This window comes from Actinomadura sp. ATCC 39365 (assembly GCF_054392275.1).
The window spans coordinates 8,680,485-8,699,846 of record NZ_CP184335.1 but is presented as its reverse complement, the minus strand read 5'-3'; the positions used below and the strand labels follow the sequence as shown (position 1 = coordinate 8,699,846).

Below are 19,362 nucleotides of genomic sequence, written 5' to 3'. Positions count from 1 at the left end.
AGCATGGAAAGCACCGGTCCGAGGGTGTTCTCGGGCGGCATCTGGGAGGAGAAGTACGGCTACGCCCGCGCCGTGGTCGTGGGAGAGCGCGTGATCGTCTCCGGGTGCACGGCCACGATCGACGGCGAGGTACGCCACGTCGGCGACGCCTACCGGCAGAGCCTGACGGCCATCGACATCGCGCTCGACGCCGTCGAGGTCGGCGGCCTGACCCGCGAGGACGTCGTCATGGTCCGCTACTACGTGGTGGAGCAGCGCCACTTCGACCTCGTCGGCCGGGCCATCTACGAAGTCTTCGGGCACGTGCGGCCCGCCTGCACAGGAGTGAGGGTCGCCGGGCTGGTCGACCCTCGAATGCTGGTCGAGATCGAAATCGAGGCACTGCGAGCATGACCGTAGCGGTAAGAGTGATCCCCTGTCTCGACGTCGACGCCGGGCGTGTGGTCAAGGGCGTCAACTTCGAGAACATGCGCGACGCGGGAGATCCGGTCGAGCTGGCCAGGCGCTACGACGAGGAGGGCGCCGACGAGCTGACCTTCCTCGACATCACCGCCTCGTCGGGCGAGCGGGAGACCATGCTCGACGTGGTGCGCAGGACCGCCGAGCAGGTGTTCATCCCGCTCACCGTGGGCGGCGGCGTGCGCGTGGTCGACGACATCAACCGGCTGCTGCGGGCCGGGGCCGACAAGGTGTCCCTGAACACCGCGGCCATCGCCAGGCCCGAGCTGCTGACCGAGGCGTCGCGGCGGTTCGGCGCGCAGTGCGTGGTGCTGTCGGTCGACGCCCGCCGGGCGCCGGGCATGCCCAGCGGGTTCGAGGTGACCACCCACGGCGGCCGGCGCGGCACCGGCATCGACGCGGTGGAGTGGTCGGCGCGCGGCGAGGAGCTGGGCGTCGGCGAGATCCTGCTCAACTCCATGGACGGCGACGGCACCCTCGACGGCTACGACCTGGAGCTGCTGCACGCGGTGCGCGCGGCGGTGCGGGTGCCGGTGATCGCCAGCGGCGGGGCCGGCCGGCTGGAGGACTTCCCGCCGGCGATCGAGGCCGGGGCCGACGCCGTGCTGGCCGCCAGCGTGTTCCACTTCGGCACGCTGAAGATCGGCGACGTCAAGGAGACGCTGCGGATGGCGGGCCACCCGGTCCGCTGAGGCCGCCCGTCCGTTGAGGCCGCCCGCCGGCCCCGCCCGCGCGGGGCCGGCGGCCGGTCAGAACACCCGCATGTGGTGGAAGAGCTCGTAGGAGGCGTCTTTGGCGGCGAACGCGGCCGCCTCGGAACGTTTGACCGCCAGGTACGCGCTGCGCCGCAACGGCCCGAGCGCCTCCATGAGCACCTCGTCGGCCTCCAGCGCGTCGAGCGCCTCCGCCAGGGATCCGGGCAGGCGGGGATAGCGGTCCGGCACGGTGTCGGGATCGACGTCCACGGCCTCGCCCGGGTCGAGCTTGCGGCGGATGCCGTCGAGCCCGGCGTGGATGACCGCGCCGAGCGACAGGTACGGGTTGGCCGAGGAGTCCGACGGCTTCAGCTCCAGGTTCGGCTCGCCGCTCTCGCCCAGCGGCGAGCACACGCGGACGGCCGCCTCCCGGTTGTCGGGGCCGTAGACCGCGTAGGCGCTGGACCACATGCGGGGTGAGAGCCGGCGGAAGCTGTTGACGCTGCCGCAGGTCAGGGCGGTCAGGCCGGGCAGGTGGGCGATCAGGCCGCCGATGAAGTGCGCGCGGTCCTCGCCGTCCTCGGCGAACAGGTTCTGGGTGTCGCGCCACAGCGACAGGTGCAGGTGGGCGCCGTTGCCGGCCTGGTCGGCCAGGGGTTTGGGGGCCAGCGAGGCCCACATGGACATGCGCATCGCCACGCCGCGCACGGTCTCCCGGTAGAGCACGTGGTTGTCGGCGGCGCGCAGCGGGGGCGCGTGGTGCACCGACAGCTCCTGCTGGCCGGGGCCGAGCTCGGGATGGTAGTGCTCGACGCGCAGGCCCTGGGTCTCCAGCGCGCGCACGAGCTTGATCGTGTAGTCGTGCGCGGTGTCGAAGCCCGTGCCGGCATAGCAGAGAGAGTCGTCGAGCGGCACCAGCCGGTCGGGGCCGCCGGTGGGGTCGGGCAGGCGGCGGCCGAGCGTGAACTCGGGCTCGAAGGCCGCCTCGATCCGGTAGCCGTCGCCGGCCAGCTCCGCCACGGCGTCCTTGAGGAACGTCCGCGCGCAGGCTTCCCACGGTGAGCCGTCGGGCCGGCGCAGGTCCGACAACATCGCGGCGGCGCCCGGTGCATGGGGCAACGGGACGAACGTGGCCGGGTCGGGGACAATGCGAACCTCGCCCACCGGACCCAGATGCTCGACCTCCTGAAGCTGGTCGAGCATGTTCATCGCCATCATGGCCACCGTGTGCCCGATGCCCGAGTTGAGCCGTTCGGCCAACCGGGACCGGGACGCCGCCTTGCCACGGACCACGCCACCGTGGTCGGCGTACAGGAAACGGATCAGCTCGATGCCCTCAAGCTCTGCTCGTTCGAGGACGCGCCGGGCCTGCGGATCGAGCTGATTGATCTTGGTGCCGCTGGGGCGATCTCTCATCCTGCCTGCGTAACACGATCTGTCAGCGCGTGGAAGCACCTAGCGCGGACAGAACGCGAACATCAGGTCAGAACATTCGTAAAGAAGACCGCCAATTGGTTGGCTCCTTGGACAATTCCGTCAAACACGCCGTTGACCGCGGCCGCCGCCTGGGCCGGCCGGGTGAACAGGTAGAAGACCACGAACGCCACCAGAACGTACGTAGCCACCTTCTTGACCTGCATGGGGGGCCTCCTGCAGTCCATTCCCAGCCGTATATACCCGGATCTGGGCGATCACGGTCATCTTCTGTGAAGATGTCCAAGATCCTAACCGGGGGGCTTCTTTCCTGTGCCATCGTACGGGCTGGAGGTTTAAGACGAGGGGTTTCTGGGCCGAGGGTTTCGGTCAGAATCCGAGCCGGGCTTCGGTTGCCCGGCTCACCGCCGCGTCGTCGCCGGTCAGCTCCACCCGGGCGTGCTCCTGCCGGCCGAAGCAGAACAGCAGCAGCTCCTGGGCCGTGCCGGTGACCTGAACCTTGGCGCCCTCCCGCGCCCCGCCGAGCGCCACCCCGCCGGGTCCCGCCCCGCCGCCGGTGCGGCGCAGCACCAGGCGCACCGGCGAGCGGCGCAGCATGAGCCGGGCGCCCGCCGACACCCGCTTCCAGATGAGCTCGTCGAGGTCGGCCGGCAGCTCGCGCGGCTCCCATCCGGGCTGGGCGCGGCGCACGTCCTCGTGGTGGACGTAGAACTCCAGCGTGTTGACCGCCTTGTCCAGGAAGGGCAGCAGCCCGTAGACGCCGCCCGGCCGGCGCACGATGCCGACCAGCTCGGGGTAGGGGTGCCTGGCCTTCAGGCCGTTCTGCACCGAGGCGGTGTAGCCCGCCAGCGCGCTGATCCCGATGCCGCCCATGGCGTCCGGCCGGCGCTCGCGCAGAACGAGGTGGGCGGCCAGGTCGTAGGTGGTCCACCCCTCGCACAACGTGGGCGCGTCGGGGCCGAGCCGGTCGAACAGATCGCAGAGCGCGGCGCGTTCGCCACGAGCGTGAGTCACCCGGCCAAGCCTACCTGTGGGAATAAGGAGACGATCGGACGTGATAGGGACATAGATAGAAATATCGACGTTTGAAGGGAAAAATACCGAGTGGCGAGCAAGGTCACCTCGGCCGTCATGCGTCAAGGGCTGCGTGTCCTTGGGGTGGCCATTCGCACGGAGAGAGCCGTGTTCGCGATGGCCGCGCTGGCCAGCGCGGTCTACGGCGGCATGACCGTCGCCTCGGCCTGGGCACTGGGCTGGGCGACGCAGAACGTGGTGCTGCCCGCCTTCGACCAGGGCCGGACCACCACCGGCGCCTTGTGGACCGGCACGCTGCTGATCATCGGCACCGCGCTGCTCAAGGCGATCGGCGTCGGGGGGCGGCGCATCCTGGCCGGCGTCGTGCAGTACCGCATGCAGGCCAGGTCACGCAGGGACGTGACCAAGCAGTACCTGCGGTTGCCGCTGTCCTGGCACCACCGGCACCCGACCGGGCAACTGCTGTCCAACGCCAGCGCCGACGCCGAGGCCGCCTGGGCGCCGCTCGCGCCGCTGCCGATGGCCGTCGGCGTGCTGGTCATGCTGTTCACCGCGGCCGTCGCCATGGTGTTCACCGACCTCGTGCTCGCGCTGGTGGGCTTCCTGATCTTCCCGGCCATCGCCGTGCTGAACCTGGTCTACCAGCGCCGGCTCAGCCCCCTGGCCACCCGCGCCCAGCAGCTGCGCGCCGAGGTCAGCGAGATCGCGCACGAGAGCTTCGACGGCGCGCTGGTCATCAAGACCCTCGGCCGCGAGGAGCTGGAGACCGACCGGTTCCGCCGCCGCGCCCACGAGCTGCGCGACGCCAACATCGCCGTCGGCCGGGTGCGCGGGCTGTTCGACCCCATGCTGGAGGCGCTGCCCACGATCGGCGTGCTCGCCGTGCTCGCGGTCGGCGCGCTGCGCCTGTCCACCGGCTCGATCGACTCCGGCGACCTGGTGCAGGTCGCCTACCTGTTCACGCTGCTGGCCTTCCCGATCAGGGCGCTGGGCTGGGTGCTGGCCGAACTGCCGCGCAGCGTCGTCGGCTGGCAGCGGGTGCAGGCCGTGCTCGACGCCGAGGGCTCCATGGACTACGGCGACACGCCCGTGGACTCGTCCGGGCCCGCCGAGCTGAAGGTCGCCGGCGTGTCCTACGCCTACGGCCAGGCCGAGGTGCTGCACGACGTCACCTTCGACGTGCCGCCCGGCCGTACCGTGGCCCTGGTGGGGCCGACCGGGTCGGGCAAGTCGACCCTGGTCCAGCTCCTGGTCCGGCTCGTCGACCCCGACTCCGGGCAGGTGCTGCTCGACGGCGTCGACGTGCGCGACCTGCCCTACGGCGCCATCGCCGGCTCCGCCGCGCTGGTGCCGCAGCAGACGTTCCTGTTCGACGACACCGTACGCGGCAACGTCGCGCTCGGCCTGGACACCGGCGACGACGACGTGTGGGCGGCGCTGCGCCTGGCCCAGGCCGACGGCTTCGTCGGCCGCCTGGGCGACGGGCTCGACACCCGCGTCGGCGAGCGCGGCGCGTCGCTGTCCGGCGGCCAGCGCCAGCGCGTCGCGCTGGCCCGCGCGGTGGTCCGCCGCCCGCGCCTGCTCATCCTCGACGACGCCACCTCCAGCGTGGACCCCCAGGTCGAGGCCAAGATCCTGCACGGGCTGCGCGACAGCGCGGAGGCCTCCACCGTCGTGGTCGTCGCCTACCGGATGGCCACCATCGCCCTGGCCGACGAGGTGGTCTACCTCGACCACGGCCGGGTCGTGGACCGCGGGACCCACGAGGAACTGCTCGTGCGCTGCCCCGGATACCGCAACCTGGTGACCGCCTACGAGCGCGAGGAGGCCGAACGGGCCGCCATCGACCTGTCGCTGGCCCAGGACGCCGAAGAGGAAGAGGAAGAGGTCAGCGCATGAGCGAGGCGCTCCAGGGCAACGTCGAGCGGTCGGCGCTGGCCACCATCTGGCACGGCCTGTCGCTCACACCCGAGTTCCGCAAGGGGCTGGCCGGCACGCTCGGACTGGCCGTCGTGGCGACCATCGGCAAGATCATCGTGCCGATCGCGGTGCAGCAGACGATCGACACCGGCATCAAGAGCGGCACGCCGGACCTGCCGTACATCACCCGGACCGTCCTGGTGTGCGCCGCGGCCGTGCTGCTGACCGCGCTGGCCGGGTACATCATGAACGTGCGCCTGTACAAGGCCACCGAGTCGTCGCTGGCCAGCTTGCGCGTGCGCGGGTTCCGGCACGTGCACGACCTGTCGGTGCTCACCCAGAACAGCGAGCGGCGCGGCGCGCTGGTCTCGCGGGTCACCAACGACATCGACCAGATCAGCACGTTCATGCAGTGGGGCGGGCTGATGATCATCGTGGCGTTCGGCCAGCTCTTCGTGGCCAGCGTGCTCATGCTGGTCTACTCGTGGCAGCTCACGCTGCTGGTGTGGGTGTGCTTCGTGCCGCTGATGATCGCGCTGCCGCGGTTCCAGCGGCTGTTGTCGCGGGCGTACACGACCGTGCGCGAGCGGACCGGCGACATGCTCGCCGCGGTCAGCGAGTCCGTCGTCGGCGCCGCCGTCATCAGGGCCTACGCCTCCGAACGGCGTACCGCGGACCGCATCGACAAGGCGGTGGACGCCAACAGGACCGCGCAGATCAAGGCGCAGACCATCGTCGGCTTCGTCTTCCCGCTGACCGAGATCGTCGCCGCGCTGGCCATCGCCGGGATCGTGCTGCTCGGGGTCAGGCTCGGCGTGTCCGGCGACATCACCGCGGGCAAGCTGGTGGCCTTCCTCTTCCTGGTCACGCTGTTCGTCTCGCCGCTGCAGACCGCCACCGAGGTGCTGAACGAGGCCCAGAACGCGGTGGCCGGGTACCGCCGCATCCTGGGCGTCCTGGACACCCCGCCGGACGTCGCCGACCCCGGCGAGAAGGGCGTGCAGCTGCCCAGGGGCCCGATCTCGGTGGCCTTCGAGAACGTGCACTTCTCCTACCCGGGCGGCCCGCCCGTGCTGCGCGAGGTCTCGCTGGAGATCCCGCCGCGCTCGCGCGTCGCCGTCGTCGGCGAGACCGGGTCGGGCAAGACCACGTTCGCCAAGCTGCTGACCCGGCTCATGGACCCGGTCGGCGGCCGCGTCACGGTGGACGGCCACGACCTGCGCGACGTGCGCTTCTCCTCCCTGCGCGAACGCATCGTCATGGTCCCCCAGGACGGCTTCCTGTTCGACGGCACCCTGGAGGACAACGTCCGGTACGGCAGGCCGCCGGCGACCCGCGAGGAGATCCAGCTCGCGATGACCGAGCTGGGCCTGGCCGACTGGGTCGAGGGACTGCCCGCGGGCCTGGACACGCCCGTCGGCCAGCGCGGGGAGTCGCTGTCGGCGGGCGAGCGCCAGCTCGTCGCCCTGGCCCGCGCCTACCTCGCCGACCCCGACCTGCTGCTGCTGGACGAGGCCACCTCGGCCGTCGACCCGGCCACCGAGGTGCGCCTGGCCCGCGCGCTGGAGGGCGTCACCAGGGGCCGCACGGCCGTCTCGATCGCCCACCGGCTCTCGACGGCGGAGAACGCCGACGAGGTGCTGGTGTTCGACGCCGGCCGCCTCGTGCAGCGCGGCCCGCACGCCGAGCTGGTCACCCAGCCGGGCGTCTACGCCGACCTGCACGCCTCCTGGATCTCGGCGGCGCACTCCTAGACACGCGTTCCTGGACGCGCGTTCCTAGTCGAGGGCGGCGGCGAACGTCACGCTCGTGCCCGCGGGACCGGACACGATCGTGATGTGGTCGCACAACATCCGGGTCAGCCACAGCCCCCGCCCGCGGAACTCCAGCCCCGCGGGCGGGCGCGCCTCGCCCATCCAGCCGGGCGGCAGCCCCGGGCCCTGGTCGGTGACCTCGCACCACAGCCGTCCCTCGCCCGACCACAACCGCAGCCGCCCCTGGCCGCCGCCGTGCAGGACCGCGTTGGTGGTGACCTCGTTGACCGCCAGCACGAAGTCCTCCAGCCGCCGGCCGCTCAGCCCCTCGTAGGCGGCCTGCTCGGCCACGGCCCTGCGCAGGAACGTGATGCGCCCGCGCGCGAAGGTCGCTCGGAGCACCTGCCTACCCATCGCCCACCCGGCGGACGACGACGTGCGAGTCGGCCCTGACCAGCCGGAGCACCCGGGCCACCCGCTCGGCGCAGACGACCACGGTCGAGCCGGACGGCCTGGCCGCGGCCGTGACGGTCAGCAGCCGGGCCGAGCCGGCGTCGATGAAGTCGAGGTGGGAGGCGTCGATCACGACCTGCCCCGGCTCCTTCTCCAGCGGCGACAACACCGAGCCGAACGCCGGCCTGTTGGTGAGGTCGACGTCGCCCCACACCCGCAGCCCCGGCGGCGAGGAGGTGTTGGCGAAGCGCAGCAGGGCCTGCTCGGGCGCGATGGGGTGCACCGCGGTGGCCCGCTCGATGGCGTCGAGGGGGAACAGCTCGCGGTCGTACTGGCACACCGCGGCCAGCCAGCGCTCGCCGAACAGCTCGTTGGCGGCGGCCTCGAACGCCGCCTGGGCCTGCGCGTCGCGCGCTCCCCAGGAGGCGTCGATCAGGGCGTAGACGCCGTGCTGGCCGTGCCTGCGCGCCCGGTGGTGGGCGTCGGCCAGGCCGTGCAGCAGGCGGTCGGGGTCGAGGCGGCCGTCGGTGAAGTGCGTGTCGGCGCAGGACAGGATCTCCACCTGCCCGGCCGCCTCGGCGTCGTCGAACCCCGGGACGAGCGGCGCCAGCCAGCCCCGGGTGCGCTCCGGGGTCTCCGCATGGGTGATGATCACCACCTTGGTCCGGCGGCGCAGCCCGTTGAGTGTGAACTGCCTGGTCGTCGTCATGCGCTCCCGCTCACCCTCGAACGGCAGGCAGACGTGGTCCCCCAGATCCGGGTCGAGGACCGAGCCCGCGACGTGCACCACGATGTGTCCTCCCTAGCACGCGTCGCCTAGAAATTACCGTGATGCCCGCGATCACGTAGCGCGTTCTCGGCAAAACACACCGTTACCCGTTCTCGCCGGTGTACGTTTTCGGCGGGGCCGCCCAGGAAGGGTCATGAAAGGCATGGGCGTGGACATTCTGGAGACGACGCACAGCAGGCACGGGGACATCGTGGTGGTCGCCCTCACGGGCGAGGTCGACGTGGACAACGTCGCCCGGGTGAGGAGGTGCCTCGACGAGGCGGTGGCGGCCGACGGCACGCGGCTGGTGGTCGACCTGACCGGGCTGACCTTCATCGACACCACGGGGCTCGGGGTCCTGGTGCGCCAGCTCGCCGCGTTGCGCGACAGGGACGGCACGATGGCGCTGGTGGCCTCCGACGGCCAGGTGCTGCGGCGGCTGCGCAGGACGAACCTGGCGGCCCTGTTCCCGATCCATGACACCTTGTCGCAGGCGCTGGCCCAGCCGGAGGCGGGAGCACGGGGGCGGGCTGGTTGAATGGCACCATGTCCCTCGACCCCGAGATCGCCGCACGGCTGAAGCGCAACCCGGACGGCCTCGTGCCCGCCATCGCCCAGCAGCACGACACCGGCGAGGTGCTCATGATGGCCTGGATGAACGACGAGGCGCTGCATCGCACGCTCACCACCGGCCGGGCCACCTACTGGTCGCGCAGCCGCGACGAGCTGTGGGTCAAGGGCGACACCTCCGGGCACGTCCAGCACGTCAAGAGCGTGGCCCTCGACTGCGACGGCGACACCATCCTGCTCAAGGTCGACCAGGTCGGCGCCGCGTGCCACACCGGCGACCGCACCTGCTTCGACGCCGGTCTGCTCGGTTAGTGGCCCCCGACATGGCGTCCGACGCAGCGTCCGGCACGGCGTCCGGCACGGCGTCCGGTGAGGTCTCCGGCACGGCGTCCGGCACGGCGTCCGGTGAGGTCTCCGGCAAGGGTTCCGGGAACGGGCGGCGCGAGTTGTGGGCGTGGCTGGCGCTGACCGTCCTGGGCAGCTGCCTGGTGCTGCTGGCGGCCGGTCAGGTCTGGGTGCGGGTGCTCGGCGCGCAGGCCGCCGACGCGGTCGCGCCGACCGGCGGCGACCTGAGCCCCGTGCTCTCGCCGCTGGGGCTGGCGGGGCTGGCGGGCGTGGTGGCCGTGCTGGCGACCAAGGGCGCCGGGCGCCGGGTCGTCGGCGCGCTGGTCGCGCTCTGCGGCGCGGGCGCGGCGGCGGGCACGTGGGCGGGGCTGGCCTCGGCCACCGTGACCGGCTGGCTGCGCGAGCACAACGCGGTCCGCGCGGTGGCCGGCCTGCCCTGGGAGCCGGTGCCGGGGTGGCCGGTCGTGGCCGGGCTCGGCGCGTTCCTGCTCCTGGCCGGCGGTGTGCTGGCCGCGGTGCGCGGCGGCAGGTGGGCGGGCATGTCGTCGCGCTACGACAGGGCGGCCGACGCGACGGGCGAGCGGGCCGGCGAGGGGGCAGGCGCGGTCGCGGCCACGGCTCGCAGGCACCATGAGGACCGCGAGCTGTGGGACGCGCTCGACCGCGGCGACGACCCGACGGAGTCCCCGGACCGCCGCTGAGGTCGGTAGTTACGAAATCTCCACGGTTCTGAACCTCTGTCTGCTTGGCAAACGTTTTCTCAATAAGCTGCCGTTGCAACTCGCCAAAAGACAAGAGGAGCCAGGCTCATGAGCTACGGGGACCAGGGCGGCAGCGGGGGCTACGGTGCGCAGCCCCCGGCGGAGGCTACGGCCAGCAGCCGCCCACCGGCGGCGGCCACGGCCAGGGCCCGGGTTATGGCCAGCAGCCCCAGAGTGGCGGGGGTTACGGTCAGCAGCCGCAGAGCGGCGGGGGTTACGGCCAGCAGCCGCAGAACGGCGGGGGATACGGCCAGCAGCCGCCCAGCGGGGGCGGCTACGGCCAGCAGCCGCCCAGCGGCGGCGGTTACGGCTACAACCAGCAGCCGCCGAGCTACCCCCAGGAGCCCCTCGGCTACGGCCAGCAGCCGCAGCCCCCGAGCGGCGGTTACGCCCAGCCCGGCTACGGACAACAGGGTTACGGTCAGCAGGGCTACGGCCAGCCCGGCTACGGCCAGTACGGCGCGCCGCAGCAGCCCCGCTCCACCAACGGCATGGCGGTGGCCTCGCTCATCCTGGGCATCGTCGGCCTGATCACCTGCGGCGCGACCAGCATCGTGGGCGTCATCCTCGGCCACATCGCGCTCAACCGCATCAAGCGCTCGGGGGAGGAGGGGCAGGGCATGGCCATGGGCGGCCTGGTGACCTCCTACATCATGGTCGTGCTGTTCGTGCTCTTCTGGATCCTCTTCGGCGGGTTCTGGCTGACCCTGATCGGCATCGGCTCGGCGGCCTCCGTCAGCGACTACTCGTGAACGGGCGGGGCGCAGCGTGACGCCCCGCTTGCGGTGTGATTACGAATTGTCCGCAACGTGGGCGTTAGTCCACGTAGGGGAAGCTTTATCGCTAGGCTGCCGCGCGCAACTCGCTTCACGCTGACGACATGAGGAGTCACGAGCATGAGTTACGGAAACCAGGGCGACGGCGGTTACGGCGCCCAGCCGCCCGGCGGCGGTTACGGGCAGCAGCCGCCGAGCGGTGGTGGCGGCTACGGCCAGCAGCCGCCCAGCGGCGGCGGTTACGGCGGCGGCTACGGCCAGCAGCCCCCGAGTGGCGGCGGCTATGGTGAGCAGCCCCCCGGCGGCGGCTACGGCCAGCAGCCCCCGAGCGGTGGCGGCTACGGCCAGCCCCCTGGTGGCGGTTACGGGCAGCCGCCCGGTGGCTACCCCGGTGGCGGTTACGGCCCCGGCGGCGGCGGCACCCCGCCGGACAACCAGCTGGTCCCGGCGATCCTCACCACCCTGTTCTGCTGCCTGCCGCTCGGCATCGTGGCGATCGTGAAGTCGTCGCAGGTCAACTCCAAGTGGCAGGTCGGCGACATCCAGGGCGCCATGCAGGCCGCCGAGGAGGCCAAGACCTGGTGGAAGCGCAGCCTGATCTTCGGCGCCATCGCCATCGTCCTGCTCATCATCTTCTACGTGGTGGTGTTCGTGCTGCTCGCCGCCTCGACGAGCAGCTACGGCTCGTACTGACGGACGGGATACTGGAAGCATGGACATCGCAACAACCGGGCGGCGGGGGACGGGGCGGCTGAAGGGCCTGCTCGCGCCGCTCGGTGTTGCGGCCGCGGCGGGGGCCGTGTTCGGCGTGGTCGGCGTGGTCGACCCCAACCAGCCCGGCCACTACCCGACCTGCCCGTTCCTGTGGGTCACCGGTCTCTACTGCCCGGGTTGCGGCACGCTGCGCACCGTCCACGCGCTGGCCCACCTCGACCCGCTGGCCGCCCTCGGGCTCAATCCGCTGGCCGTCGCCATGATCCCGTTCCTGCTGTTCTGGTGGGGCCGGTGGGTCGTACGGGCGTGGCAGGGCAGGCCGCGGCGCACCACGTTGGCCCATCCGGCGTGGCTGTGGGCCTTCCTCACGGTTGTGATGGTCTACTGGGTCGTCCGAAACCTCCCCTTCGGGGCGTTCCTCGCGCCGTAGTACGGGCCCTGTGGCGAGGTGACCCCGGTGGGGCCGATACCATCGCAGGACAAGGCCGAGAGCGGACGCGAGGCGAACTCTCTGCCACCCCCACTGTCAACCGGAGGGACCCCAAGCGCGTGAGTGAGCGGACGGAAGGACCGAGTGTCCTCGACGACATCCTCGAAGGGGTGCGCGCCGATCTCGCCGCACGTCAGCAGGCCGTGTCGATCGACGAGCTCAAGCGGCGAGCCGAGCGGGCCCAGGGGCCCAGAGACGCGATGGCCGCCCTCGGGGGTGACAGGATCTCGGTGATCGCCGAGGTCAAGCGGTCGAGCCCGTCCAAGGGCGCGCTCGCCGCCATCGCCGACCCCGCCGCGCTGGCGGCCGACTACGAGGCCGGCGGTGCCCACGTGATCAGCGTGCTGACCGAGCGGCGCAAGTTCGGGGGCAGCCTGGAGGACCTTGCGGCCGTCCGCGCCCGCGTCGACATCCCCATTCTGCGTAAAGACTTCATCCTCACCTCCTACCAGCTCTGGGAGGCCCGCGCCCACGGGGCCGACCTGGCGCTGCTGATGGTCGTCTGCCTGGAGCAGGAGGCGCTGGTGTCGCTGATCGAGCGGGCCGAGTCCATCGGGCTCACCCCGCTGGTCGAGGTGCACACCGAGGAGGAGCTGGAGCGGGCGGTCGCCGCCGGGGCGCGGGTCATCGGGGTCAATGCGCGTAATTTGAAGACTCTTGAGGTCGACCGCGACGTCTTCGCGAAGCTGGCGCCGAAGATCCCGGATAATGTGATCAAGATCGCCGAGTCGGGCGTGCGCGGCCCGCACGACCTGCTCGCCTACGCCAGGGGTGGCGCCGACGCCGTCCTGGTGGGGGAGAGCCTGGTCACCGGCAAGGATCCGCGCAAGGCAGTGGAGGCGCTGGTGACCGCCGGCGCTCACCCGTCGACGCGCCCCGACCACTCAGCAGAGGGATAGCAGTGGCTAACGAAGGCTCCATCCTCAGCGCCGCCGACCTGGCCGGCGGCGCCGCGTACGGCAACGACCCCGACCTGCACGGCAAGTTCGGCATCTTCGGCGGCCGCTACGTGCCCGAGGCGCTCATCCCTGCGCTCGACGAGGTGGCCGCCGTCTACGACAAGGCCAAGACCGACCCCGAGTTCCTGCGCGAGTTCGACCACCTGCTGCGCACCTACGCCGGCCGGCCGACCACGCTGACCGACGTGTCGCGCTTCAGCCAGGAGGCCGGCGGCGCGCGCATCGTGCTCAAGCGGGAAGACCTCACCCACACCGGCGCGCACAAGATCAACAACGTGCTCGGCCAGGCGCTGCTGACCCGGCGCCTGGGCAAGAAGCGGGTGATCGCCGAGACCGGCGCCGGCCAGCACGGCGTGGCCACGGCCACCGCGGCCGCCCTGCTCGGCCTGGAGTGCGTCATCTACATGGGCGCGGTCGACTGCGAGCGCCAGGCGCTCAACGTGGCCCGGATGAAGCTGCTCGGCGCCACCGTGGTGCCCGTCCACAACGGCTCCAAGACGCTGAAGGACGCCATCAACGAGGCGTTCCGCGACTGGGTGACCAACGTCGACACCACCCACTACCTGTTCGGCACCGTCGCCGGCCCCCACCCGTTCCCCGAGATCGTGCGCGACTTCGCCCGCATCATCGGCGTCGAGGCCCGTCGCCAGATGCTGGAGCTGACCGGCGCGCTGCCTGACGCGGTGTGCGCGGCGGTCGGCGGCGGCAGCAACGCCATCGGCATCTTCCACGCCTTCATCGGCGACGAGGGCGTGGCCCTGCACGGCTACGAGGCGGCCGGTCACGGCCTGGAGAGCGGCGAGCACGCGCTCACCCTCACCGCCGGCTCGGTGGGCGTGCTCCACGGCTCGCGCACGTACGTGCTCCAGGACGACGAGGGCCAGACGATCGAGTCCCACTCGATCTCGGCCGGGCTCGACTACCCGGGCGTCGGCCCCGAGCACGCCTGGCTGAAGGACTCCGGCCGCGCCACCTACCACGGCATCACCGACGACGAGGCCATGGCGGCGTTCTCGCTGCTGGCCAGGACCGAGGGCATCATCCCGGCCATCGAGTCCTCCCACGCGCTGGCGGGCGCGCTGAAGCTGGGCCGCGAGCTCGGAGCCGGGTCGACGATCCTGGTCAACCTGTCCGGCCGCGGCGACAAGGACATGGGCACCGCCATGAAGTACTTCAACCTCTGACGCCCTCGGCCGCGCGGCGCGGGTGACCGTGAGACGGCCTGCGGCAGGGCATCATGGTGGGACTCGACCTTCGAAACGGACAGACATGACGACTCTTCAGACGGTTTTCGCCAAGGCGAAGGCGGACAACCGGGCCGCGCTCGTCGGCTACCTGCCTGCCGGCTTCCCGTCCAAGGACGGCGCGATCGCCGCCGCCGCGGCCCTGGTCGAGGCGGGCTGCGACGTCATCGAGATCGGCCTGCCCTACTCCGACCCGCTCATGGACGGGCCGACGATCCAGGACGCGGTGCACCGCTCGCTGGTCAACGGCACCCGCATCGCCGACGTGATGCGCACCGTCGAGGGGGTCGCCGCCACGGGGGCCGCCACGCTCGTCATGACGTACTGGAACCCGATCGACCGCTACGGCGCCGACCGGTTCGCCCGTGACCTGGCCAACGCGGGCGGCGTGGGCACGATCACGCCCGACCTGACGCCGGAGGAGTCCGAGCCGTGGCGCACCGCCTCGGCCGCGGCGGGCATCGACACGGTGTTCCTGGTGGCGCCCAGCTCCACGGAGGAGCGCATCAAGGCCGTGGTCGACTGCTGCACCGGCTTCGTCTACGCCGCCTCGCTGATGGGCGTCACAGGCGCCAGGGAGAGCGTGAACTCGGCGGCCGAGGGCCTGGTCAAGCGCACCCGCGCGCACACCGACCTGCCCGTGTGCGTGGGCCTGGGCGTCGGCACGGGCGCGCAGGCGGCCGAGGTGGCCCGCTACGCCGACGGCGTGATCGTGGGGTCGGCGTTCATCCGCCGCATCCTCGACGCGCCCGACGAGGCCGCCGGTCGCGAGTCGATCATGGCGCTGGCCGGTGACATGGCGCGCGGCGTGCGCCGCTGAGCCTTCTCCGGGCTGTCCCGATCGTCGCGAAAGGCGCGTTCCCGAGTGGGGGACGCGCCTTTCGCTCACCGTGCCGCCGGGGTCAGCCCAGGTCGGGTTCCGTACGTAGTTCCAGGGCCGGGCCCACCTGGTCGAGCTCCAGGACGACGATCTCGTTCGTCCCGGCGCGCAGCAGCGGGGCCGGGACGTAGAGGGTGCGCTGCGGGCCGCGGTCCCAGTAGCGGCCCAGGCAGAAGCCGTTCACCCAGACGTACCCCTTGCCCCAGCCGGGCAGCGCGAGGAACGTGTCGGCGGACTCGTCCACCTCCAGGACGAACCGGAAGAACGACCTGGGCCCGGCCGGCGAGCCGTCGGCGAACGGCACCGCGGAGACGTCCTGCAGCGGGATCGGCCGTGCGCTCCACTCGTTCAGGTACTGCTGGTGGTGCAGGACCCCGCCGGTCAGGCCCTTGCTCTCGCCGGTCAGCGGCCCGTAGTTCGTCCGCCCCATCGACTCCACCAGCAGCTCCACCGTGGCGGGGCCGGACACCGTCACCTCCGGCTCCTCGGCGTCGCGCTCGAACACCCCGGCGAGCCGGCCGTCCACGAACACGTGCGCCCGGTCGCGCAGGCCGGGCAGCCGCAGCCGGTACGCGCCGCGCGGCCCCGGCACCTCCCCCCGGTACAGCACCAGCCCGTGCTCCAGCCCCAGCTCCTCGAACGACGGCGGCACCGGCGCGCTCACCTCGGCCCCCGCCACCGCCTCCAGCGCGTCGCCCAGCGACACCGACTGGACCGGCCGCAACGTCGCCGGCGGCAGCACGGCCGGGACCGGCGGCACCGCCGGCGGCTCGCCCGCGTACCGCGACAACACCTCGCGGAAGCGCCAGAACTTCTCGGTCGGCGCCCCGCGCTCGTCGATCGGCGCGTCGTAGTCGTAGGAGGTCACGGTCGGCCGCCAGTCGCCCATCGCCCGCTCGCCGGCCTGGTTGGCGCCCGCCCAGGTGCCGAAGTTGGTGCCGCCGTGCGCCATGTAGAGGTTCACCGACGCGCCGAGCTCGAGGATGCGCTCCAGGACGGCGGCCGCGTCACCGGCGTCCCTGGTCATGTGCTTGTGGCCCCAGTGGTCGAACCAGCCGCACCAGAACTCCATGCAGAACGGCGGGTCGTCCGGCCGGTGCTCGCGCAGCGCGGCGAACGCCCGGTCGGGGTCGGAGCCGAAGTTCACCGTGGCCAGCACGCCCGGCAGGGTGCCGCCGGTCAGGTACCAGTCGGCCGGGCCGTCGGAGGTGAACAGGGGCACCTCGACGCCTCTGGCCGTCAGGCCGTCGGCCAGGTGGCGCAGGTAGGCCAGGTCGCTGCCGTAGGAGCCGTACTCGTTCTCCACCTGGACCATGATCACGTTGCCGCCGCGGGTCACCTGCCGCTCGACGACCTGCGGGAGCAGCCGGTCGAAGAAACGGTCCACGTGGCCCAGGTATTCGGGGTCGCAGGTCCTGATCCGGCCGGTGAGCCAGGCGGGCAGGCCGCCGTTGTCCCATTCGGCGCAGATGTAGGGCCCCGGCCGTACGATCGCCAGCAGCCCCTCCTCGGCCGCCGCGTCCAGGAACGCGCCCAGCTCCTCCATCCGGCGGAACTCGCCCCTGCGCGGCTCGTGCAGGTTCCACGGCACGTACGTCTCGACGGTGTTCAGCCCCATCGCCCGCAGCATCGCCAGCCGGTGCCGCCACTGCCCGGGATGCACCCGGAAGTAGTGCATGGCGCCCGACAACACCCTGAACTCCGTACCGTCGAGCCGGAACACTCCGTTCTCGACCGAGAAAACACCCATAACTCTTCCTCCGATAGGATTTCGCGCCCCGCAACCCTGCCAAGACCGCAGGTCAACGGCCATGGACAAACCCAGACAACCTGTTGGACTCACCCGCGGAGACCGGATGACCCCGCCCTACGACAAGTGGATGCAGTACCTGACCCCGGCGCCCGCCCACCGCGGGCTCGGCCTGGTGTGCCTCGGCGTCGGGCGCCAGGAGGGACGGCTGCCCACGGTCGGGCCGCGCACCCTGCAGCACCACGTCGCCGTCCTGGTGACCGCGGGCCGCGGCTGGTTCTGCCAGGGTGAGGGGCCCGTCGTCGACGTCGTCGCGCCCGCCGTCATCTGGCTCCTGCCCGGCGTACGCCACCACTACGCGCCCGACGAGGCCGGCTGGGACGAGTGGTTCGTCGACTTCACCGGCCCCGCCGCCACCGCCTACCAGGACCTCGGCTTCGTGGACGCCGGAAACCCGGTCACCCCGCTCACCACGGCGGAACCGGCCGCCCACGCCATCGGCCGCATCGCCCAGGCGTGCCGCAGGGGCGGCCCGTACCTGGAGGTGGAGACCTCGGCCATCGTGCACGAGGTCCTGGTCGCCCTCAGGCGCAGCCGCGCCGACGAGGACCCCTACGGCGACCCGGTGCTGGCCGGGCTGGCCAGGGACGCCTGCCTGCCGGTGCCGGTCGCCGAGCACGCCAGGCGCCTCGGCATGCCGCTGACCGAGCTGCGCCGCGCCGTACGCCGGCTGGCCGGATGCAGCCCCAAGGACTACGTGCTGTCGATCAGGCTCAACCGGGCCAAGGACCTGCTGGCCGGCACGGACCTGCCGGTCGCCGCCGTGGCCCGCCGCGTCGGCTACGACGACCCGGCCTATTTCACCAGGTTGTTCACCCGCCGCGCCGGTCTGCCGCCGAGCGAATTCCGGGCGCAGCAGTATCGTGGACTTCCTACCATTTCATGAACGGGACTCTGCCTTAGCCGACGCTTATCCCGAGCGTGATCGGATGATGTCCCGGTACTGTGCGCATTCCCGGCGCAGAGAAAGAGGAGATCACCCGTGGCCGCGTCACAACCGTCACACAACGGCAGATCGGCGATACCCTGGGTGACGACCGTCGCCCGGCTGATCCTGGGGGGCGTGCTGATCGCGGCGGGGGCGCTGAAGATCGGCAATCCGTCCGACTCCGTGGTCGCGGTCAAGGCGTACCAGTTGCTGCCCGAGTCGATCGCCGAGATGGTGGGCTACGTCCTGCCGATCCTGGAGATCGTCGTCGGCGTGCTCCTGGTCGTCGGTCTGCTGACCAGGGTGGCAGCGGTGATCGCCGCGCTGCTCATGTTCGCCTTCGTGTTCGGCATCGCCTGGGCCTGGGCGCACGGCCTGCGGATCGACTGCGGCTGCTTCGGCGGCGGCGGCCAGCTGGAGACAGGACAAGAGCCGGCCTACCTGCTCGACATCCTGCGCGACTTCGGCCTGGTGCTGCTCGGCGCATGGACAGCCCGCTTCCCGCCGGGACGGTTCGCCCTCGACGGGGCGCTCGGACTGGCGGGTGCCGAGGAGGACACAGGTGACGAAGAGGAGATCGAGGATGAGCAAAGCGCAGCGCACCAAGTCTGACCGGAACATGTCGGCGCGCGAGAAGATCAGAGAGCAGCAGGCCGCCGCCCGCGCCCAGGAGAAGCGCAAGAAGCTGGTGACCTACACCACGGCGGCCGTGGTCGCGGTGGCCGCGGTCGGCCTCGGCGCGTGGTACACGATCAGCTCCTCCAAGTCGGAGGAGGCCGGCGCCGCGCTCGCGCCGATCACCCTGCAGCCCGACGGCAGCGCGGTGATGGCCCAGGCGGGGGTGACCCAGCCGGTGGTCGACATCTACGAGGACTTCCAGTGTCCGGTCTGCAAGGAGCTGGAGCGGGTCAGCGGCTCGACGTTCAAGAACCTGGCCGCCGAGGGCAAGGCCAAGGTCGTCTTCCATCCCATCACGATCTTCTCCAGGGAGCCGACGAAGGGCAACTCCGTACGCGCCGCGGCGGCCGCCCGCTGCGTCGCCGACGGCAAGCAGTGGATGGCCTTCCACGACCTGATCTACAAGAACCAGCCGGCCGAGACCGTCGAGGGGTTCAAGACCGGCCAGCTCGTCGAGTGGGGCAAGGAGGCCGGGGTCACCTCGCCCGATTTCGAGAGTTGCGTCACGTCCCAGAAGCACGCTCCCGCCGTGCTGACCGACAGTACGAAGATCATGGGACAGCAGGCGATCGAGGGCACGCCCACCGTGAAGCTCAACGGCACCAGCATCGGCGAGGCGGCGTTCTCGCCGCAGCAACTTCGCGATGCGGTCACGAAGGCCGCCAAGTAGCCGCAGGCTGCGCTACCC

At 71.6% G+C, this 19,362-nt stretch carries 22 protein-coding genes; 16 read left to right on the top strand and 6 right to left on the bottom strand.

The window, feature by feature from the left end:
* Window positions 1-3: 3 nt before the first annotated feature.
* Window positions 4-393: a Rid family hydrolase gene (locus tag ACNF49_RS42015; protein WP_352326354.1), complete on the top strand. Its 390-nt coding sequence runs from the start codon at window positions 4-6 to the stop codon at window positions 391-393.
* On the top strand, window positions 390-1,151 hold the full coding sequence (hisF, locus tag ACNF49_RS42010; RefSeq protein WP_357968125.1) for an imidazole glycerol phosphate synthase subunit HisF: 762 nt from the start codon (window positions 390-392) through the stop codon (window positions 1,149-1,151). Before ACNF49_RS42015 ends, hisF begins: the two co-directional genes overlap by 4 nt.
* A 57-nt stretch (window positions 1,152-1,208) precedes the next feature.
* Here the strand turns inward: hisF and ACNF49_RS42005 are convergent, their stop codons facing one another.
* The 3 genes from ACNF49_RS42005 to ACNF49_RS41995 form a co-directional block, all read right to left on the bottom strand.
* On the bottom strand, window positions 1,209-2,570 hold the full coding sequence (locus tag ACNF49_RS42005) for a glutamine synthetase family protein (RefSeq protein WP_357968128.1): 1,362 nt from the start codon (window positions 2,568-2,570) through the stop codon (window positions 1,209-1,211).
* 62 nt (window positions 2,571-2,632) lie between these two features.
* Window positions 2,633-2,794, bottom strand: a complete 162-nt coding sequence (locus ACNF49_RS42000) for a hypothetical protein (RefSeq protein WP_185844438.1) — start codon at window positions 2,792-2,794, stop codon at window positions 2,633-2,635.
* Window positions 2,795-2,957: 163 nt separating this feature from the next.
* Entirely contained in the window at window positions 2,958-3,602 is a 645-nt protein-coding gene (locus ACNF49_RS41995; protein ID WP_357968131.1) for a TIGR03085 family metal-binding protein, read from the bottom strand.
* A 117-nt stretch (window positions 3,603-3,719) separates the two neighbouring features.
* On the opposite strand from ACNF49_RS41995, the gene ACNF49_RS41990 reads away from it, so the two are divergent.
* Window positions 3,720-5,522 (top strand): ABC transporter ATP-binding protein, encoded by a 1,803-nt coding sequence (locus ACNF49_RS41990; RefSeq protein ID WP_482945657.1) that lies wholly within the window; start codon window positions 3,720-3,722, stop codon window positions 5,520-5,522.
* Window positions 5,519-7,297, top strand: coding sequence for an ABC transporter ATP-binding protein (locus tag ACNF49_RS41985; protein ID WP_482941240.1), 1,779 nt, complete (start codon window positions 5,519-5,521; stop codon window positions 7,295-7,297). The genes ACNF49_RS41990 and ACNF49_RS41985 overlap by 4 nt, the downstream gene beginning before the upstream one ends.
* A 24-nt stretch (window positions 7,298-7,321) precedes the next feature.
* Here the strand turns inward: ACNF49_RS41985 and ACNF49_RS41980 are convergent, their stop codons facing one another.
* Both ACNF49_RS41980 and ACNF49_RS41975 read right to left on the bottom strand, forming a co-directional pair.
* Window positions 7,322-7,699 (bottom strand): ATP-binding protein, encoded by a 378-nt coding sequence (locus ACNF49_RS41980; RefSeq protein WP_357968137.1) that lies wholly within the window; start codon window positions 7,697-7,699, stop codon window positions 7,322-7,324.
* Window positions 7,700-7,703: 4 nt separating this feature from the next.
* The gene (locus ACNF49_RS41975) at window positions 7,704-8,540 is read right to left on the bottom strand and encodes an MEDS domain-containing protein (RefSeq protein WP_357968139.1); all 837 of its coding nucleotides are present in this window, start codon (window positions 8,538-8,540) and stop codon (window positions 7,704-7,706) included.
* A gap of 142 nt (window positions 8,541-8,682) precedes the next feature.
* Here ACNF49_RS41975 and ACNF49_RS41970 point away from each other — a divergent pair, with 142 nt between their 5' ends.
* The 9 genes from ACNF49_RS41970 to trpA all read left to right on the top strand — a co-directional run bounded on the left by ACNF49_RS41970 (window position 8,683) and on the right by trpA (window position 15,198).
* Window positions 8,683-9,057, top strand: a complete 375-nt coding sequence (locus tag ACNF49_RS41970) for an STAS domain-containing protein (protein WP_482941239.1) — start codon at window positions 8,683-8,685, stop codon at window positions 9,055-9,057.
* A gap of 8 nt (window positions 9,058-9,065) precedes the next feature.
* Window positions 9,066-9,401 carry a phosphoribosyl-AMP cyclohydrolase gene (gene hisI / locus ACNF49_RS41965; protein ID WP_357968144.1) on the top strand — a complete coding sequence of 112 codons (336 nt, stop codon included), beginning with the start codon at window positions 9,066-9,068 and terminating at the stop codon, window positions 9,399-9,401.
* Window positions 9,402-9,412: 11 nt separating this feature from the next.
* Entirely contained in the window at window positions 9,413-10,135 is a 723-nt protein-coding gene (locus ACNF49_RS41960) for a TIGR02234 family membrane protein (RefSeq protein ID WP_482941238.1), read from the top strand.
* Between the two features lie 44 nt (window positions 10,136-10,179).
* A complete protein-coding gene (locus tag ACNF49_RS41955) occupies window positions 10,180-10,947 on the top strand; it encodes a DUF4190 domain-containing protein (RefSeq protein ID WP_498703361.1) in 768 nt (255 codons plus the stop codon).
* Window positions 10,948-11,091: 144 nt separating this feature from the next.
* Entirely contained in the window at window positions 11,092-11,664 is a 573-nt protein-coding gene (locus ACNF49_RS41950; protein WP_357968152.1) for a CD225/dispanin family protein, read from the top strand.
* Between the two features lie 19 nt (window positions 11,665-11,683).
* The gene (locus ACNF49_RS41945) at window positions 11,684-12,115 is read left to right on the top strand and encodes a DUF2752 domain-containing protein (protein WP_357968154.1); all 432 of its coding nucleotides are present in this window, start codon (window positions 11,684-11,686) and stop codon (window positions 12,113-12,115) included.
* Window positions 12,116-12,234: 119 nt separating this feature from the next.
* On the top strand, window positions 12,235-13,074 hold the full coding sequence (gene trpC / locus ACNF49_RS41940) for an indole-3-glycerol phosphate synthase TrpC (protein ID WP_125630391.1): 840 nt from the start codon (window positions 12,235-12,237) through the stop codon (window positions 13,072-13,074).
* 20 nt (window positions 13,075-13,094) lie between these two features.
* Window positions 13,095-14,318, top strand: coding sequence for a tryptophan synthase subunit beta (gene trpB, locus ACNF49_RS41935; RefSeq protein ID WP_482945656.1), 1,224 nt, complete (start codon window positions 13,095-13,097; stop codon window positions 14,316-14,318).
* Between the two features lie 85 nt (window positions 14,319-14,403).
* On the top strand, window positions 14,404-15,198 hold the full coding sequence (gene trpA / locus ACNF49_RS41930) for a tryptophan synthase subunit alpha (protein ID WP_357968156.1): 795 nt from the start codon (window positions 14,404-14,406) through the stop codon (window positions 15,196-15,198).
* Between the two features lie 82 nt (window positions 15,199-15,280).
* Here the strand turns inward: trpA and ACNF49_RS41925 are convergent, their stop codons facing one another.
* Window positions 15,281-17,008 (bottom strand): glycoside hydrolase family 35 protein, encoded by a 1,728-nt coding sequence (locus tag ACNF49_RS41925; protein ID WP_482941235.1) that lies wholly within the window; start codon window positions 17,006-17,008, stop codon window positions 15,281-15,283.
* A 106-nt stretch (window positions 17,009-17,114) separates the two neighbouring features.
* Between ACNF49_RS41925 and ACNF49_RS41920 the strand changes: the two genes are divergently transcribed.
* From ACNF49_RS41920 to ACNF49_RS41910, 3 genes are all read left to right on the top strand, one after another.
* The gene (locus ACNF49_RS41920) at window positions 17,115-17,954 is read left to right on the top strand and encodes a helix-turn-helix transcriptional regulator (RefSeq protein WP_357968161.1); all 840 of its coding nucleotides are present in this window, start codon (window positions 17,115-17,117) and stop codon (window positions 17,952-17,954) included.
* Window positions 17,955-18,098: 144 nt separating this feature from the next.
* A complete protein-coding gene (locus tag ACNF49_RS41915) occupies window positions 18,099-18,608 on the top strand; it encodes a MauE/DoxX family redox-associated membrane protein (RefSeq protein WP_357968163.1) in 510 nt (169 codons plus the stop codon).
* The gene (locus ACNF49_RS41910) at window positions 18,580-19,344 is read left to right on the top strand and encodes a DsbA family protein (RefSeq protein ID WP_357968166.1); all 765 of its coding nucleotides are present in this window, start codon (window positions 18,580-18,582) and stop codon (window positions 19,342-19,344) included. The genes ACNF49_RS41915 and ACNF49_RS41910 overlap by 29 nt, the downstream gene beginning before the upstream one ends.
* Window positions 19,345-19,362: the final 18 nt, after the last annotated feature.

Excerpts from the sequence above, each read along its gene's own strand:
- ACNF49_RS42015 (WP_352326354.1), top strand. The coding sequence starts at position 4 with ATGGAAAGCACCGGTCCGAGGGTGTTCTCGGGCGGCATCTGGGAGGAG.
- ACNF49_RS41985 (WP_482941240.1), top strand. The coding sequence starts at position 5,519 with ATGAGCGAGGCGCTCCAGGGCAACGTCGAGCGGTCGGCGCTGGCCACC.
- ACNF49_RS41925 (WP_482941235.1), bottom strand. The coding sequence starts at position 17,008 with ATGGGTGTTTTCTCGGTCGAGAACGGAGTGTTCCGGCTCGACGGTACG.
- ACNF49_RS42005 (WP_357968128.1), bottom strand. The coding sequence starts at position 2,570 with ATGAGAGATCGCCCCAGCGGCACCAAGATCAATCAGCTCGATCCGCAG.
- ACNF49_RS41960 (WP_482941238.1), top strand. The coding sequence starts at position 9,413 with ATGGCGTCCGACGCAGCGTCCGGCACGGCGTCCGGCACGGCGTCCGGT.
- hisF (WP_357968125.1), top strand. The coding sequence starts at position 390 with ATGACCGTAGCGGTAAGAGTGATCCCCTGTCTCGACGTCGACGCCGGG.
- ACNF49_RS41920 (WP_357968161.1), top strand. The coding sequence starts at position 17,115 with ATGACCCCGCCCTACGACAAGTGGATGCAGTACCTGACCCCGGCGCCC.
- ACNF49_RS41910 (WP_357968166.1), top strand. The coding sequence starts at position 18,580 with ATGAGCAAAGCGCAGCGCACCAAGTCTGACCGGAACATGTCGGCGCGC.
- ACNF49_RS41990 (WP_482945657.1), top strand. The coding sequence starts at position 3,720 with ATGCGTCAAGGGCTGCGTGTCCTTGGGGTGGCCATTCGCACGGAGAGA.
- ACNF49_RS41970 (WP_482941239.1), top strand. The coding sequence starts at position 8,683 with ATGGGCGTGGACATTCTGGAGACGACGCACAGCAGGCACGGGGACATC.
- ACNF49_RS41950 (WP_357968152.1), top strand. The coding sequence starts at position 11,092 with ATGAGTTACGGAAACCAGGGCGACGGCGGTTACGGCGCCCAGCCGCCC.
- trpA (WP_357968156.1), top strand. The coding sequence starts at position 14,404 with ATGACGACTCTTCAGACGGTTTTCGCCAAGGCGAAGGCGGACAACCGG.
- ACNF49_RS41945 (WP_357968154.1), top strand. The coding sequence starts at position 11,684 with ATGGACATCGCAACAACCGGGCGGCGGGGGACGGGGCGGCTGAAGGGC.
- ACNF49_RS42000 (WP_185844438.1), bottom strand. The coding sequence starts at position 2,794 with ATGCAGGTCAAGAAGGTGGCTACGTACGTTCTGGTGGCGTTCGTGGTC.
- hisI (WP_357968144.1), top strand. The coding sequence starts at position 9,066 with ATGTCCCTCGACCCCGAGATCGCCGCACGGCTGAAGCGCAACCCGGAC.